Raw genomic sequence first — 17,324 nt, 5'->3', positions numbered from 1 at the left:
AAACTGGATCCCAGTGTCACGCACTGGGATGACATGAGGGAAGCACTGGGATGACACCAGCTTAGCCATGGCAGACATTTCTTTACGACTATAACAAGGGATCATCTTTGATCAGCTATCATCACCATCAGTAGCTTCTTTATTCGCATCTTGCTCTGCTTCTTGTTGCTCAGACTTCTGATTTTGCAATTTTACTTGCCTTAGCTCATTTGCATCTGTTTCGGATTTCACGACGTATATAGTAATTGGTACTACTACTTCACTATGTAATTCTACGTTTACTTGGTATTCACCCAAGTTTTTGATGCTTACTCCACCAAAAGATAAACTACGGTGATCTATCACATGTCCTTCTTGTAGTAAAATTTTCGCAATTTCACGTGTTGTTACAGAACCAAAAATTTTACCATCCTCTGAAGCTTGCTTTATCAATACCACAAACTTATCATGTAGTGACAATGCAAGCTCTTTTGCTACATTTAATCTTTTTATATTCTCTTCTTCCAGTAATAAACGTTGCTCCTCTAGCTTTGTTAAATTTTCCTTGGTAGCTTTCACCGCTTTTCTTTGTGGAAAAAGAAAATTACGTGCATAACCTGGTTTAACTTTGACAACTTCACCAAGCTTACCTAAAGTCCTTATATTTTCCTTTAAAATTATCAACATAAATTACCTAAACTTTTTTAGTACAGTAAGGAATAAGAGCTAAAAAACGTGCCCTTATGATCGCTAAGCGTAACTTCCTTTGTTTTTTTGCACATACGCCTGTTAATCTTCTAGGTAATATCCTACCATAGTCAGAGGTAAACTTGGATAATAAATCTATATTCTTATAATCTATGTCTTCATCTTTAGACGCAGCAAGAGGGCAAACTTTAGAACGCCTAAAGCCAGTCCTATTATTTACAGATACGTAAGAATTATTAAAACTATTTCGTCTTTTCATCATTATGCGCTTTGCTCCTCAATTTGTTTATTCATCATATGAGATTTACCTTCAAAAATTTTATCAACCTGCACAGGAAAGTGGCGAATAACGTTCTCATTAAGTTTCATTCTACGCATAAATTCATCCAGAATGCTTGCAGTAGAACTTATGCACATTATACAATAATGACCGCTCTTCATTTTATTTTTGTGATATGCAAAATCCAAAAGACCCCAATGTTCATACTTGATTAATCCTGATGCTTCAATGTTTTTCAAAAGCATTTCCAACGCTTTGCTCGATTGAGTTGGACCGTTTATTCTAAAATCTTTCAAAATATCTTGAAAAATCTTTATTAGATGTTCTGAAATATTTCTCTTCAAAGCATTTACTGCGTTATGGATAAACGCACTTTTAGTACTGCCTCCTAGAAATTTTGTAAAATCTTGCGTTATTCCTAAATCTTTTAGGTCATCTTTCAACTCTTTATCGATTTTTGACTTCACTTCTTTCAAATTTGAAAGATCTTCTTCTAATTCAACCCATAAAATTTTTGTAAGATCTTCCAAGAAATCAGAGTAAGCAACTAGACTTTCTTTAATGTCCTCAGCACGCACTTCTAACTCTTGTTTTGTAAGCTTGTCATTTCCTTTTTTCAGAATATCCCTGATTTGCTGGAACATAATATCTGCTTTAATATTTTTCAATGAAACAGCTAGCTCTTGGACCATCTCCTCTACTTCTTGCTGTAACAATCCTTGTTGTGCTATAAAAGTAAATTCATAAAGATTCACTATATCTTCCTTTAATACCGATTAAATATTTCATTATATAAAGCTTTTTTATATAAGCAAGTTATTTGTATTAATTTCTACGCCTTTAATCCAGCTTAAGTTAGATATTTCATAAATAACTTGAGGAGCAATTGAGTATGCACCTGGTAATAAGATGCTCACTTTGTGTTTTTCGAGAAGAAGTTTTAGCATTATTTTGGTTCTGCCTTCATCTTTCAATATTGCGTTTAATTCCATAGCGGCTTTTTGCGAATCCGTGCACTCAGTGGTGAGAACTAATTCTTTTATTGTAGAAGTGACTCTTTTTGTAAACTCAGATATATCTTTGCCTGCCAATCTTGTTGTATTTTCCGAAGCTTCAAGATCAATTATCACAAACGTTCCTGGTGAAAATAAATCTCTTTTTTCTTCTATTATTTCATTATTATAGAATGCTATTTCAGAAACGTTATGGGGATCAGAAAGTGTGAGTATAACAAACCTTCCACGCTCTGAGGTTCTCATACGTGCATTTAATATTACCCCAGCAGTTTTTGCTGTTCTATTTTCTCCGATAAACCCAATATTTAACTTTTCCAGAAGAATTCTAAATTTTTCAAGTGGATGATTAGTTAAATAAAATCCTAGTGAAAATAACTCATGCTCTAATTTTTTCTCTTCATCAAAATCTTCCACATTCTCAAGTTTCGGTTTGAGGACATCAAGACTACCAAACAAAGCAGCTTGACTTGATTCTCTATCCTGTTTGTTTTTATTTGCAAAGTAAATCAGCATGTCCATTGACTCATATAGCTGCTTTCTGTTCTTATGCACGCTATCGAATGCTCCGGATTTAATCAGGCTTTCTAGCGCTCTCTTATTTATTATATGACCTGAATTTTGAATGAATTCCCATATGTCCTTACAAGCGCTTGAACGTACGTTCACTATTCCTTCCGCTATAGAAAAACCAACATTCCTCAAGGCAGCAATACCATAACGTATGCGTTCATCCTCTATTGAGAATTCAGCTTGAGACTTGTTTATATCAGGTGAAAGAACGGTAACGCCACTAAACTTTGCTGCATGATAAAATAAATTCAGTTTATCTCTATCATCAATATTCAGATTCATTAGTGCTGTAAAAAATTCTAATGGATAATTAGCTTTAAGGTAAGCCGTTTGATAAGATATAACCGCATATGCTGCAGCATGAGATTTATTGAACCCATAACCAGCAAATTTTGCAACAAGGTCAAAGATATAACTTGCCCTGTCATAATCAACGCCATTCTTCGTTGCCCCTTGGACGAAAAGTGTACGTTGTTTATCCATCTCTTCCTTGATTTTCTTACCCATGGCACGTCTTAGCAAATCTGCTTCTGCGAGACTATATCCAGAGAGAATACGCGCTATTTCCATCACCTGTTCTTGGTAGATTATTACCCCAAACGTTTCTTTTAATATTCCCTCAAGTAATGGATGAATATAATCTGGCTTCTCAAGTCCATGCTTTCTTGCAACATAAGTTGGAATGTTATCCATAGGTCCTGGACGATAAAGGGAGATTAAAGCGATGATGTCCTCAATGCAGTCCGGTTTTAGTTTAATTAAAGCTTCTCTCATTCCCGAACTTTCAAGCTGGAACACTCCAATTGAATCACCGCTTGAGAGCATCTCATAGGTTTTTTGGTCATCTAAAGGAACTGAAGAAATATCGATCTTTTGTCTATCACGATTAATTAAACGACACACATGATCTATTAGCGTTAGCGTACCAAGTCCAAGAAAATCAAATTTTATTAGCCCAGCTTTCTCCACATATTTCATGCTGTATTGAGTGATTGGCAAAGCTGAATTTGGATCATAATACACAGGAACAAAATTTTCCAACTTTTGATCACATATTACAATTCCAGCAGCATGGGTTGAAACGTGACGATATATTCCTTCAAGCTTAAGAGATATATCAAGAAGCTTTGCAATTACCTCATCACTATCCCGTTCTTTCTGCAGATTTTGATCAAACTCTATCGCTTGCGATAAAGTTACAGGATTTACTGGATTAAATGGAACCATTTTAGATATTTTATCCACTTGAGAGTAAGGCATTTGTAATACCCTCCCAACATCACGCAATACTGCCCTTGCCTGCAATTTTCCAAAAGTGATTATTTGAGCAACATAACCGTACTTTTTCTGAACATAATCAATAACCAGGTCCCTTTTCTCTTGGCAGAAATCGATATCAAAGTCAGGCATCGATATACGATCAGGATTCAAAAATCTTTCAAATATTAGGCCAAACTTTATTGGATCAAGGTCTGTAATCTGTAAGCCCCAAGCAACAATTGAGCCTGCACCAGAGCCTCTTCCTGGACCAACTGGAATGCCATTTGCTTTGCTCCAACGAATGAAATCAGAAACTATCAAAAAGTAGCCAGCGTAGTTCATCGAAGTTATCACACTCAGTTCGTAATTCAGCCGATCGTAGTATTGTTTAAGGTCTATGTCTGTCTCATTCGCAATACGGAATTCTAATCCTGCAACTGCCTGCTCCCTCAGTTCTTCATTCTCAGTTTTATTTTCTCGACAAGGAAATTTAGGCAAAATAGGCTGCCTGCTTCTTGGCATGTAAGAGCACCGCTTAGCTATCACTAAAGTGTTATGAATTGCTTCGGGAATGTCGCTGAACAGCTCCTCCATTTCTGCCACAGATTTGAAATAATGCTCAGTGGTTAGCTTTTTCCTGTTATTTTCGAGAGCATAACTACCCTCTGATATACACGTTAATATATCATAAGCTTCATAGTCAGATCTATTTGTAAAGAATACATCATTTGTTGCAACCAGTGGTATATTGCGCTGATAAGCAAAATCTATTAAAGTTTCTTCAAGCTCTAGCTCCTTGCTCAGCCCATGACGCTGCAATTCAACATATAAATGACCATTGAATGCTGAAAGCAGTTTTTCAACCGTTTCTTTATCTTGCCCCAACAATAGTTGAGCCAAACATCCACCGGTTAAAGCGATCAGACCCGTACTTAAATTCAATAGCTCATCAAAATCAACGTAAGGAATATCGCTGTTATTCTTGCGCTTTCTAAAAGACTCACTCACCAAAGTGACTAAATTAGTGTACCCTTGCTCATTTTTTGCAAGCAATAATATAGGTAAATTTTGTTCTGAATGTTTAACTATAATATTGCATCCTATTATTAGCTGTATTCCCCTACTTGCCGCATATTCTGCAAACTCAAGTGAACCAAATAAATTACCTGAATCAGTAATTGCAACCGCTGGCATTTTATTTCGCAAACAAAGGCCGATCAGCTCCTCAATTTTAACCGAGCTTTCAAGCAGCGAATAAACACTATGAACACGTAAGTGTATGAACATAAGAAACTTTAGATCAACAAAAAAGGATAACATTAATTTACTCATGAGAACATAATTTTCATGAGAACAAAAGCCTATAAAATTCTAAAATTAAAATACAAAAACTTACTTGACAAACTCCGCCAGCTCCCTTATCATGATACTGAAGCTATTGTATTTGCTTTCGCCAATCTGCAGATTAAAAGGTAAGGATTACTTAATGTATCGGCGTCTTATGTTCAATTTTTTGCAGTATATAGATACTGTATGTCTTTACAAAACTTCATCTACATCTAGATTTTTATCTAAATAAGCTGAACGCGCTTATAAAGCGTTACAAGACATCAAAAAATGCCAATACTCGACAGAGATAGTAAAAGACTAGCTAACTTGGGGATTCTTTGTCTTTTTTTCTGCTTAGTAAATTTCTTAAACATTTGCAGCGTAAGTTAGTTGCAATTAAAAGCGGCTGAATCTCGCTTGTCAAGCGTTTAAAACATAAAAAACGCCAATATTTTAAAGCGGATAATAACCACGGGGCTTCTTTTGCCTTTTTTTTCATTTGGTAAATTTCTTAATGTTTATGGCTAAACGACAACCGTCATCCCGCTGCTTGTTAGCGGCTAAGGGATACCGCGAATGAATCGCGGTATGACGTAGGGATTGCATTAGCTATAATTCTTTAGTTTTCACTTTTCTTTTAACCTTGCAATGATATTTTCTTTGCCGATAAAAATTAATAGTTTAGCGAGCTCTGGTCCTGTTTCTGTTCCTGTTAAAGCTGAACGCAACTGCGTAAATAGGTTTTTTGCCTTTATATCCACTGTTTGTCGAATAGTTTTGACCCATTCTGACAACGTGTTTTCATTACAATCACCTTGGGGCAATGCATTGAACGCAATTTTTATAAGCTCCTTATCAAGAATCACAGGCTCTATATCGGATTTGCATATTTTCCACCACTTGGCCACCTCAGAAAACCTTTCTATATTGTTCTTTATAAAATACCAAAACTCTGAGGAGTCCACTCCAATTTGATTTAAACGTTCTTGTATAATTTCAAATGGCATTTGTTGCAGCACTTTGCTATTTAGCTTGTATACTTCACTCAAGCTGAATTGTACAGATGCTGAGCTAAATTTTTTAATATCAAATGAGTCAATCAAAGATTGCATACAGGCGCAAGCTTCAATTGGATTGGATGTTCCGAGCTTTACTAAATAACTAACTAGCGCCATCGGTTCAATTTCATCTTCTTTTATAGATTTGATATCTAGCACGCCGGTTCGCTTGGATATCTTGCTATCATCAAAATGTAGCAGAGAAAGGTGAGCAAATGTAGGGATTTTCGCTTTTAATGCTTTAATCATTTGGAGCTGAACTGCGGTATTAGTTACATGATCTTCCCCGCGTACAACATGGGTTACATTAAAGTCAACATCATCAATAACAGAAGGTAACATGTATGTGTAAATTCCATCTTCTCTTTTTACCACAGGGTCACTTATGCTACTGGTTGCAATATTTATTTCACCTTTAACTTCATCATTCCATTTAACAACTTCATTTCTATCCAACTTAAATCTAAAATGTGGTCTTCTTCCTTCTTGCTCATAACTAATTTTCTCTTGCTCAGTTAGAAGTAACGCGCTTCTGTCATATACAGGGGGAAGTCCTTGTTTTAACTGCAATTTTCGTTTAATGTCTAACTCTTCTCTTGTTTCATAGCATGCATAAATATGCCCTTCTTTTATTAACTGCAAAAACACCTCATTGTAACGCTCAAAGCGCTCTGATTGCTTGAAATTTGCATCCCAATTGATACCAATCCATTTCAAATCTTGTATGATATCATTTATATATTTGACATCTGAACGCTGAAGGTCAGTATCATCAAAACGGAGTAAAAATTTTCCATTTTGATTGCGTGTGTACATCCAACAAACCAAGGCAGTTCGTACGTTTCCTACGTGGAGGTAGCCAGTTGGGCTTGGAGCGAATCTTGTTAGCATTTAAATAGCAATATTGTTTACTCTAATTTATTTTAATTTTATATAAATATATGGCTAGAGCAAGCGAGATCTGCTAATACAATTGAGCAAGAGAAGAATAAGTATGGCTATAGCATTGTGGCACCTTTGATATTTGATGGATTAAGACCATATGATAAATTCAAGAAAATTCACAGCTTGACGACAAAGGCTAATGTAGCATTATATTGGTATCATGACTAACTTAGAAAAGATGAGAGAAAAACTGCAAGATCAAATAAATTATCATAATGTTTTGTATCACCAAAAAAATAAGCCAGAAATAAGTGATGCTGAATATGATGAACTGAAGAAAAAGTTAGCTGAAATAGAGCCAGAAATTTATGCAACACAAGATAGTGTTGGTGCTCCACCTGATGAGAGGTTTTCTAAGGTGGAACATCAAGAACCTATGCTTTCCCTTGAGAATGCTTATGATGAACAAGGTGTAGAGAAATTTTTGTCTAAAATAAAGAGGTTTTTAATTGAGGACAAAATAGAGATATTATGTGAACCAAAAATTGATGGGTTGTCGTTTTCTGCAATTTATGAGGATGGAAGATTTATTAAAGCTGCAACTCGAGGTGACGGTTTTGTAGGGGAAGATGTCACTCACAATGTTGCAACAATAAAAGGCTTTCCTAAGTTTTTGCAAGGTGTGCAAGGAAGACTAGAAGTAAGAGGTGAAATATACATCGGTAACAGCGACTTTTTAAAGTTAAATGAAAACGATGAATTTGCCAATCCTCGAAATGCAGCCGCTGGTTCTCTAAAGCAATTGGATGCAAACATTACAGCAAGCAGACCTCTTAGATATTTTGCTTATTCTTTGATTGGTGGAGCAGAGAAAAGTCAAAGTGAGGTACTAAATAAGCTTGAGGCACTTGGTTTTTGCGTAAATGAGCATCAGTCCTTAACGAGTAGTTTAGATGGAATGCTGAAGTTCTATAACGAGGTCTATAACTGTCGCTATAACTTGGATTATGATATTGATGGAATAGTCTATAAAGTAAATGATTTGGTACTACAAAATCGTCTAGGGAATACTCACAAAGCACCGCGCTCAGCACTTGCATACAAGTTTTCTGCGGTTTATGCAAAAACAAAGTTAAATAAAATATTTATACAGGTGGGCAGAACAGGGGTTTTAACTCCAGTTGCAGATTTAGTGCCAGTCAATGTTGGTGGGGTGCTAGTTAGTAGAGCAAGTCTGCATAACCAAGATGAGATAAAACGTAAAGACATAAGAGAGGGAGATATTGTAACAATCAAAAGGGCAGGGGATGTAATTCCCCAGATCGTTGAAGTAAGCAGAGATTCTCGTCTTCCAAATACACCTGAATTTGTGTTTCCTGAAGTATGCCCTGAATGTGGTAGTAAAGTACGTCAGGTTGAGGGAGAGGCTGCAGTAAGATGTCCTGAGGAATTTGCCTGTAAAGCTCAAATAATAGAAAAACTAAAGCATTTTGTATCGAAAGATGCATTTGACATTGTTGGCCTTGGTGATAAGCAGATAGAGTTTTTTTACGACCTTGGTCTGATAAAACAAATTCCCGATATTTTTACTTTAGAAGAAAGATTGGATGAATTTAATCTGGAAGAACAGTCTGGTTGGGGCAAGAAATCAATAGCTCATTTATTAAATGCTATACAAAGCAGAAGGGTAATAACTCTAGATAGGTTTATATTTTCTTTAGGTATTAGATTTATTGGCCAAGTTGCAGCAGAATTGCTTGCAGATTATTATGTTTCTTATGATAATTGGTATAATTCGATGATTGAACTGTCATCAGATAATACTGAGCTAGTAGGTATAGACGGCATAGGAAAAAAAGTAGCTGAATCTTTGGAATCATTTTTTTCTAAGGAACATAACATCAAAATGTTAAATGATCTTACTGCTTGTCTTCAAATTCTTTCTGTGAGCTCCAACTCTAGTGACTCTGTTTTAAATAATAAAATTATAGTGTTTACTGGTAAGCTACTTGCTATGAGTAGAGGAGAGGCAAAAGTAAGAGCCAAAACTCTAGGAGCAAAGGTCAGCTCACATCTTTCTGCTAAAACTGACTACCTAATTGCAGGAGAAAAACCAGGATCCAAATATAAAAAGGCAGTGGAATTAGGTGTAGAAATTTTAGATGAAGACCAGTGGCATAAAGTGATAAGTTTGGGAGTGTTCAAATGAAACTTGGATTGTATATTAAATCAAAGTTGCAAGACTATTTAGAGAGTAGCCAATTCTTTCCATCCAAGAATCATTTTATTGACTTGCCTCAATTTTTCAACAGAAGGCAAGTCTTCTGTGCTGAGTGGTAGGCGGACAGTTTGATGTTCTATGAGCCCAATATCATGCAAAAGTGCTTTAGTGGGTATTGGGTTGCTGGCAATAAATAACGCTTCGCAAGCCTGTTGCCAGATATCTGCCTGAGGGTTCCTGCCATTGAGGCACTTCTTAACGTATTCATGCGCTATGCGTGGCCAAACATTGGCAGCAACGGAAACCAGGCCAGCCGCACCATAAGCGGCCATATCAGATATCATATTATCATCTCCGCAAAAGACCTCAATATTTGGTGCAACTTTCTTATACTGAGTTAAAGTATCAACAGTGCCACTTGAATCTTTGATAGCCCAAAATTTTTCGTGACTAGATAAGTTGCGTACAGTTTCAGCGTGAAGACTCACTCCTGCTCTCGATGGAATATTGTAAAACATAGCCGGCATATGTGCTTTCTCAAGCAGCTTTTCAAACCATAAAGTCTGCCCCATAATTCCGGGCTTTGCATAAATGGGAGTTGTCATTAGATAGCCATGAATAGGCATACCCTTGCAAAAATCAAGCCATTCAAGAGTCTGATATAGATTCACTCCTGGTACGCCAATTATAATTTTTGTATTTAATTTTAGCTCACATACAAATTCAACTAACTCGCGTTTTTCAGAATCAGTAAGCGATAGGCTTTCACCGGTGCTACCCAGCAACACTACACCATTTTCAGCTTTAACTTGCATTGTCAGTAAACGCTGCAAACTGCTATAATCTATGCTATCTCCATTGCAATTAAAAGGAGTAATACAAGCAGTCCATAAAAATGTAGATTTCAATTTAAATTGTTAAAATGGTATTTCATCATCGAGTAGTTCATCTTTTATATCGTTGTCAAAACTTTCGTGTTTATCTTTTTGTCCTGTTTCACCTTGTTTGTATTCACTTGGCTTGTAATCAGGATTTGGCGCACTATTTCGTGAATCCAAGAGAGTAAGAGCGCTATTAAAATTATATAGAACCACCTCTGTTGTGTATCTTTCACCACCGTTTTGGTCAGTCCATTTTCTAGTTCTCAAAGAACCTTCAACATAAACTTTACTGCCTTTGCGTGCAAAATCTTTGACGATTTTTACTAATCCTTCACTAAAAATTACGATATTATGCCACTCTGTCTTTTCAGAGCGCATACCGGAAAGTTTGTCAGTCCAACTTTCAGACGTGGCTATTGAAAAACTTGCCATTTCTTTTCCATTTTGTGTAGTCCTAATTTCAGGATCTTTTCCTAAATTACCAACTAGTATGACTTTGTTTATGGTACCACCAGACATAATTATGCTCTAAATAAATCCTTTTATTATCTTATGTGAAAATACTATTGTCAAATTTAATTAAAAGTGCGCTTGGAGGGATTCGAACCCACGGCCTTTGCCTCCGGAGGGCAACGCTCTATCCAACTGAGCTACAAGCGCATATATATTTAAGTTATTTAATAGATAAGCCATCCAAGTCAAATTTTTGTTTTGGATAAAGCGTAAACATAATACTCCCATATCCAAAATATACATTTTGAGAATCATTCGCATGCTTTTTTATTGCTTTTTGATCTACGGTCCATACAAAAGTTACATAATTTTCAGTGACTGAGTGCACTTTTAAATCCTTGGTATTTATAAACAGTTTTCCATTTACCCATATTTTCCATGTATCGGGAGAAAGATATAAAATTGAGTCTAAACTCACTACCTTACAGTTGAAATTATCTGATACCTCCTCTTTTGCAGCTCTTGAAGATCGTAAATTGAACTTTTCCATTTCATTGACCATTCTATTAACTGGCTCTTCATCAAAAAAAATGCTTTTTACGTTACTATATTGTGACAAAACGTCAAAGTCACTTTCCACTGCTTCTCTTATTATATCGTCCCGATCTGTATAGCTTAGTTTTTGATTGTTGATAAAGAAACACTCTTTTGCACGCAAATTTGCTATATCAATAAAATCGTCGATTTCTTGATTGCCAACTTTAAGAATACTTTCAAAATATCTTTTTTCTATCATCATTCCATACTGAGAATGATGACAAACCATTTCATCATTACCTTGTTTTTCTATATATACGCATAAATTTCCACTATTTAATCCTAATATTTTATGCTCAATAAAATCTTCATTGCCAATATATTGTCGGCAAGAATACTCCTTACAAATTTCTATGCTTTCTATGATATCTTCACAACTGCAATATGCATTAACATTGGAAATGAGTAGCGTAAAAATAAAAAACAGCTTTATGTTCATCACCTTATCTACTTAATATAGTATACCAATCAAAGACTATATTAGCTCTCACTATCTCTATCATATTACCATTCAAAATCTGATTCATAGTTGCAGCATCAATATTTCTCTGCTTATTTAAAATAAGAGATTTGATCATAACATAACCGGGCAGATTTGGAATAGACTGTAGAAATAAAAAAATATGCTTATCGCTGATTGAGCTTAAATTTAGGACCACTTCACTTTTTATTACTTTTGTGCGTTCACTTTTGTTGTGGAGCTCAACTTCTTCGGGTATAGAAATTGATATTTCAGGTTCTAATATATAGTGCTTTTTATATAACTTGCTAAGCTCGAAATTTAAATTTGCAATGTATCTGCTACTATGTAAATTTGAAGAAGAAATTTTTTTCCATAAATCTAGGTTTTTATTTAGAACAACTTCCTTTTTTTGAATTCCAGTAATCTGTAAATTAATAGAACGTATTTTATCAATCGCAATTTGGTTTTTATTATAAATCTTTTCGTTATAGATAACAACATATGTTAATAACCCTATTAATCCAACAGATAATAACAAATACGATATAAACTGAATTGTAGCTTTTCTTTTTAATTGAGAGATAGTCATTAATCTACATTGCCTCTCCTATTTCAACATCAATAGATAGATTTTGCTCTTTAGCAGCAGGTAAGCTAGAAATATTAATGTCATAGGTACGAAAATTATCGTTTAAATTTTTTCGTAGTTTCTCGTATTGATGAGAAATATTTTTACCGGATTGAAAATTAAACTTTAAAGTTGTGGTAATATAACTTTTTGCCTCATTATAATTCCATTCAAATGATCGAAGCTCTATACCTGGTATTTTTAACTTTTCTACATACTTAACTTGTGTAAGAGGAGAGTATTCTATTTTTGATAAAATATTATTGATATTAATAAAATCATAAATTTCATCTATTTTTTTTACATTATAGCTTTGGCTAAGTTTTGTTAATTGGTTATTTAAGGTGTTCTGCTTTGCTGATAAATTATCAGCGACATTGAAATTTGAATACAAATTTAGCAAACAAAGGGTGTTTGTTATAACTAAAACCAGGGCGAAGTATAGAAAAATTCGAGGAGAGTTTAAATAAAGGTAATTGAATAGATAAAATTCTTTAGTTTCCTTTGTATTAAAAATAGCTGCTAATTTATTCTTAAAGCTATGAAACAAAATTATGGTATCGCAAAAGTTATCTTTTTCACTTGTAGCTAGTTCTGCTCCTAATAGTTTGCCTAACTCATATGGAGTTAATATGTTCACACTGTTCTCTGAAAAATTTATGACTGATAAACTAGCTTTGATATCTTCTGACACTATGATACAAAGGTCGATAGGGTTATTTTTTTCAAACCCAAACTTAGTTAAGGATCGAATAGTATCTTGCACTTCCTGATATATTCCACCAGCGATAATTCCTGGTAAATTATCATTAGTAAATGATGTTAAGCGCGTAAATACCATTTTATTCTCTTTAAGAACCACTTGTCTATAGCCTCCCGTTTTAGTTGCAGCAACTATAATTTTCCAATTATTAGGATCTTTATGTAGAATCTTTTTTGTTATATTACTTATTTCTATAGGAAACATTAATATTCCCTTAAAGTTGGAGCCTATCTCAATAAACACATTCAACCAATATTCTACTAAATGCTTTGCTTTTGATGAAACAAGAAGATAGCACCAGTTTTGATTGAATTTGTTTGGCTTCTCAACCAAAAAAACTGAACTTATGTCATTATTACGAGAAAAATGCTCCATCTTTGTTTTTGCTGATAGATAGGCACTAATCTTGTTTGCCCTTGTAATAAACTGTAGCGAGTAATTTTGATCTGCATGATTAAGCACCAGGTATAAAGGTGCTTTTTTATCTGACGAAAGACATGAAATTAAATCGGAAACTGCTTTATCGTTTTTGCCCTTAACAAAATACCTTTTATTTAAAGTATTATTTTTAAAATATAGTAACATTATGCCTTCTTCTCCAATAGAAAGCATAAACTTACTTTTGGATTTTGAACTAAACATATTAACAAAGCATATACTTATCTAGAATTAAAAAGGCAATTTATTGAAATTCATTAAACGTTAGAGGGAAATATTGTTATAAATTTTCGCAGCAACATTATTTATATTATAATTTTTTTATAAAATTACCACTAATATTAAGTTATTTAGATAACAAATTAAGAAAATTCATTAAGACGAATTTGTTGTTTTTCAAATTGTAGGTAAACCTAAGCCACTTTAGCTATATCTGCCGATTGACTTTAATTAATAAGAGTTATTAATCTATTTACTATTCTTGTAATATTATTTCTAATGGTAAAGAAATATATATTTTTCTGGAACAGTTGTTATTTCAGATACAGAATTTATTGTAAGTAAACTAACCATTTGCTGAAGAGCGCTCATCTTCTGTGGTACTTGATGATGGAGCAACTAATTTGCTCAAAATCTCATCTTTTGGTCCCATAGCGTAAATGACACCATCTGACATGAGGATCACCTTATCAACTACGGACAATAACGGTAGCTTGTGAGTGATGATAACAGTAGTAGTATTTTGTTTTCTTGCAATGCCAATTGCATTAATTAAGCATGCCTCTCCATTGCTATCTAAGTTAGCGTTTGGTTCATCAAGTACTAAAAGTTTTGTGTGACCATAAAAAGCTCTGGCAAGTCCAAGAAGCTGTTTTTGGCCGCCAGAGAGCGTTACTCCTCCAGGACCTCCTATTGTTGTATCATATCCATTTGGTAAGCTTAGTATTAGTTCATGTATTCCTGCAATTTTTGCTGCTTTGATTATTTCTTCAGGATTTGGATCTGGCCTCATGCGAGCAATATTAGCTTTGACACTAGTGTTAAATAACTCAATATCCTGAGGTAAGTAGCCAACATAATTACCAAAATTTTCTCGATTCCAAGTATATACATCAGCGCCATCTAGTCTGACTACACCAGATATTGGCTTCCATACACCAACAGTTAATTTTGCGATAGTGGATTTACCAGAAGCACTTGCACCAATAACACCAACTACATCTCCAGGATCTATAATGAATGATATTCCTTTTACTGTCGGCTTATTGCTTCCATAAGGAGTAAAAAATACTCTATCAAATTCCAATTTTCCTTCAGGTTCTGGTAGAGCCATCGTTTGCTCTCTTTTTGGCGATGTTAATATAAGTCTTTGTAGCCTTCCATATGACATTCTAGCCTGATTTAAAAACTTCCAAGTATGAACCGCAGCATCAAATGGTGCTAATACTCTACCCATTAAAATTGAAGCAGCGATGATGCTACCGGCAGTCTTATGAGCTGTGATTGCAAGTAATGCACCTGTTCCAATCACTGATATTTGCAGAGTTGAGCGCAAAAATTTAGTGATTCCAGTAATTACATTAGAGCGATTTTGTGCTTTAATTTGCATTGCTCGGTTCTGATCATTTCGTTTACACCAATCAGAGACTATGAATTCTGACATGCCCATAGCTTCAACCACTTCTGCATTTCTTGTTGCAACATCTATAGCATTGATATTCCGTATAGTTTCTTCGTTGGTTTCTTGTAATATTCGTTTAGTGGCAAGTTCATTCCATATTGCCATAGAGACTAATATAATAATTCCAGTAATAGCTATAAACCCCGTGGAGGTATGTATCATGAAAATCACAACAAGGTAAATTAACGACCATGGAGTATCAAACAGTGAGAATATACCATTTCCTGTAATGAAATTTTTTATCACTCCGAGATCTCGTATTGCTTCACCACTTGAAGTTGAGCTCTGCACTGACGTTAGCCTGATTGACCTTACTATCAGATCTGGTGTTGCAGTTTTATCGATCCAATCACCTATTTTTGCCATGGCTAAATATCGACAAGTTTCAAGCATTGCAGAACATGCAAATGCAGATAAAGTGATAATTGTCAGCATAGTTAGTGTTGATACACTTTCGCTCGATATCACCCGATCAAGCACTTGAGAGGTATAAAGTGGTAGGAATAACATTAATAAATTGATTCCCGCACTAAACCAAAAGATAAACCAAAATGCACTTTTGCATTTTTCTAGGCAAATATATAGAGTACTTTGCTTCAATTCTTTTTTTATTGATGGCGTAATTTCCACAATCTTCCTCTTAATTTGATTACATGCACCATATACAATTTTTATTACAAAAATATTAATAACGGTAGTTAGCTTACTTTAAGTGAGTAAAATATTAATATATGTGAATAGGAAATATAAACAATGGTAAAAAGAAGTATAGTTAATATTTCCTTCATTGCCTATAGCGAAGCTACGTCATACCGCGATTCATTCCATAGCTGTACGAACATTCATTTTTGAAGGTAAACTGCACAGCAAATGGTGTCATGAAAGTAGCTGACACTGGGATGGCTTTGTTGCATCGCTACTTATGAAAGGCTAACTATAATTAGGATTATAAGCAACTTATTGAAAATCTTGTTTTTTTGCAATCAATCTGATCAAATTTAAGAATAGTAATTTGTTATTTATATTAATAAATTTAATTCTATTGAAAATAGCTAAAGCATTGAAATTCTTGAATTTTAGCCAGATTAGTGAGTGGTAGTGAAATTTCTTTTACTCAAATTTAGGTATTCACTGACCGTTCTTGTTATAAATACCAGAATAATAAGCTACTGATATTCTCCACCTTTTTTATCTTTAATCCATCATAGCTAGCGATGCAACAAAGCCCACCGATTCATTCTACTGCAACGCAGAAAATTCGTACAATTGTGCATAATGTGGGGCTTCTGGCTACATTTTTCTATTGAACTCACCTTTTCTCTATGTGACAGATTTCGTATTAAATTTTAAATTTAATGCGCCTAGATATACAAGCATTCCTAGCAAAACCATAGGTATAGAAAGCAACTGCCCCATAGTTAAATCAAGCCACAAATAGCCAATTTGATAGTCTGGTTCGCGAAAAAACTCAACGAAAAAACGTGCTATTCCATACCACATAACTGCAATACCAGTTAACGCACCGTGATACAGTCTTATTCTAGTTAAGAAAAACAGTGAATTTGCAACTGCAAAAAGTAGCAGTCCTTCAAAAAGTGCCTCATAAAGCTGGCTTGGATGATGCAGCAAATTATCACCACTCTCTGGAAATACCATACCCCATGGCATAGTTGTAACTCTGCCAAATAACTCTCCGTTTATAAAATTGCCTATGCGACCTAAAAATAAACCTATGGGAACTCCGCAAGAAACTAGGTCCAGTGCATAAAATATAGGAATGTTATGTCTTCTGCAGGAGATTATTACTGCAAGCAAAACTCCTATAGCACCGCCATGAAATGACATCCCTCCTTCCCAGGTCTTCAATATCTCGATAGGGTTGCTTATATAAAGAACTGGATCATATATCAATACGTAGCCAAGTCTACCTCCAAGGATAATACCTACAATAGTGGCTGTTAATAACGAATCGTAAAAATTCTTAGTAAATATTTTTTGGTCATCTAGCCTATGTAAATACCAATATGCAAACACTATACCCAAAACGTAGGCTAAGGAATACCAATATATAGAAACAGGACCGATGCTGAAAATTACTGGATTTAAAGACATAT

The 17,324-nt window shown here is 34.6% G+C and carries 14 protein-coding genes and 1 tRNA gene; 1 reads left to right on the top strand and 14 read right to left on the bottom strand.

All coding sequences use genetic code 11. The features are described from left to right. Nucleotides 1-111 precede the first annotated feature (111 nt). The 6 genes from rplI to gltX all read right to left on the bottom strand — a co-directional run bounded on the left by rplI (nt 112) and on the right by gltX (nt 7,091). A complete protein-coding gene (gene rplI, locus ACQH2Q_RS04440; protein WP_006279792.1) occupies nt 112-666 on the bottom strand; it encodes a 50S ribosomal protein L9 in 555 nt (184 codons plus the stop codon). Nucleotides 667-673: 7 nt separating this feature from the next. Then, the gene (gene rpsR / locus ACQH2Q_RS04435) at nt 674-949 is read right to left on the bottom strand and encodes a 30S ribosomal protein S18 (protein ID WP_007548890.1); all 276 of its coding nucleotides are present in this window, start codon (nt 947-949) and stop codon (nt 674-676) included. Further along, nucleotides 949-1,722, bottom strand: a complete 774-nt coding sequence (locus tag ACQH2Q_RS04430) for a 30S ribosomal protein S6 (RefSeq protein WP_010082465.1) — start codon at nt 1,720-1,722, stop codon at nt 949-951. The genes rpsR and ACQH2Q_RS04430 overlap by 1 nt, the downstream gene beginning before the upstream one ends. Nucleotides 1,723-1,770: 48 nt before the next feature. Continuing rightward, nucleotides 1,771-5,100 carry a DNA polymerase III subunit alpha gene (gene dnaE, locus ACQH2Q_RS04425; RefSeq protein WP_265024322.1) on the bottom strand — a complete coding sequence of 1,110 codons (3,330 nt, stop codon included), beginning with the start codon at nt 5,098-5,100 and terminating at the stop codon, nt 1,771-1,773. Nucleotides 5,101-5,464: 364 nt separating this feature from the next. Continuing rightward, nucleotides 5,465-5,641, bottom strand: coding sequence for a hypothetical protein (locus ACQH2Q_RS04420; protein ID WP_155968519.1), 177 nt, complete (start codon nt 5,639-5,641; stop codon nt 5,465-5,467). Nucleotides 5,642-5,768: 127 nt separating this feature from the next. Further along, nucleotides 5,769-7,091 carry a glutamate--tRNA ligase gene (gene gltX, locus ACQH2Q_RS04415; protein WP_425383398.1) on the bottom strand — a complete coding sequence of 441 codons (1,323 nt, stop codon included), beginning with the start codon at nt 7,089-7,091 and terminating at the stop codon, nt 5,769-5,771. A gap of 214 nt (nt 7,092-7,305) precedes the next feature. Here gltX and ligA point away from each other — a divergent pair, with 214 nt between their 5' ends. After that, on the top strand, nt 7,306-9,294 hold the full coding sequence (gene ligA / locus ACQH2Q_RS04410; protein ID WP_264339493.1) for an NAD-dependent DNA ligase LigA: 1,989 nt from the start codon (nt 7,306-7,308) through the stop codon (nt 9,292-9,294). A 38-nt stretch (nt 9,295-9,332) separates the two neighbouring features. Here the strand turns inward: ligA and dapA are convergent, their stop codons facing one another. From dapA to lgt, 8 genes are all read right to left on the bottom strand, one after another. Continuing rightward, nucleotides 9,333-10,214 carry a 4-hydroxy-tetrahydrodipicolinate synthase gene (gene dapA / locus ACQH2Q_RS04405; protein ID WP_264339492.1) on the bottom strand — a complete coding sequence of 294 codons (882 nt, stop codon included), beginning with the start codon at nt 10,212-10,214 and terminating at the stop codon, nt 9,333-9,335. Nucleotides 10,215-10,223: 9 nt separating this feature from the next. Next, nucleotides 10,224-10,706: a single-stranded DNA-binding protein gene (gene ssb, locus ACQH2Q_RS04400; RefSeq protein WP_155969077.1), complete on the bottom strand. Its 483-nt coding sequence runs from the start codon at nt 10,704-10,706 to the stop codon at nt 10,224-10,226. Between the two features lie 67 nt (nt 10,707-10,773). Then, a tRNA-Arg gene (locus ACQH2Q_RS04395) sits at nt 10,774-10,847 on the bottom strand. A gap of 13 nt (nt 10,848-10,860) precedes the next feature. Continuing rightward, on the bottom strand, nt 10,861-11,676 hold the full coding sequence (locus ACQH2Q_RS04390) for a hypothetical protein (RefSeq protein ID WP_264339599.1): 816 nt from the start codon (nt 11,674-11,676) through the stop codon (nt 10,861-10,863). 4 nt (nt 11,677-11,680) lie between these two features. Continuing rightward, entirely contained in the window at nt 11,681-12,289 is a 609-nt protein-coding gene (locus ACQH2Q_RS04385) for a hypothetical protein (protein ID WP_015589194.1), read from the bottom strand. A gap of 4 nt (nt 12,290-12,293) precedes the next feature. Further along, nucleotides 12,294-13,733 carry a hypothetical protein gene (locus tag ACQH2Q_RS04380; protein WP_425383397.1) on the bottom strand — a complete coding sequence of 480 codons (1,440 nt, stop codon included), beginning with the start codon at nt 13,731-13,733 and terminating at the stop codon, nt 12,294-12,296. Between the two features lie 361 nt (nt 13,734-14,094). Beyond that, complete coding sequence (locus ACQH2Q_RS04375) at nt 14,095-15,840, bottom strand: type I secretion system permease/ATPase (protein WP_065094799.1); 1,746 nt, start codon at nt 15,838-15,840, stop codon at nt 14,095-14,097. 690 nt (nt 15,841-16,530) lie between these two features. Continuing rightward, on the bottom strand, nt 16,531-17,322 hold the full coding sequence (lgt, locus tag ACQH2Q_RS04370) for a prolipoprotein diacylglyceryl transferase (RefSeq protein WP_006280508.1): 792 nt from the start codon (nt 17,320-17,322) through the stop codon (nt 16,531-16,533). Between the last annotated feature and the right edge of the window lie 2 nt (nt 17,323-17,324).

This window comes from Wolbachia endosymbiont (group A) of Melieria omissa (genome assembly GCF_964031125.1).
Taxonomy (GTDB): Bacteria; Pseudomonadota; Alphaproteobacteria; order Rickettsiales; family Anaplasmataceae; genus Wolbachia; species Wolbachia pipientis.
This window is presented reverse-complemented; position numbering and strand designations above follow the sequence as displayed.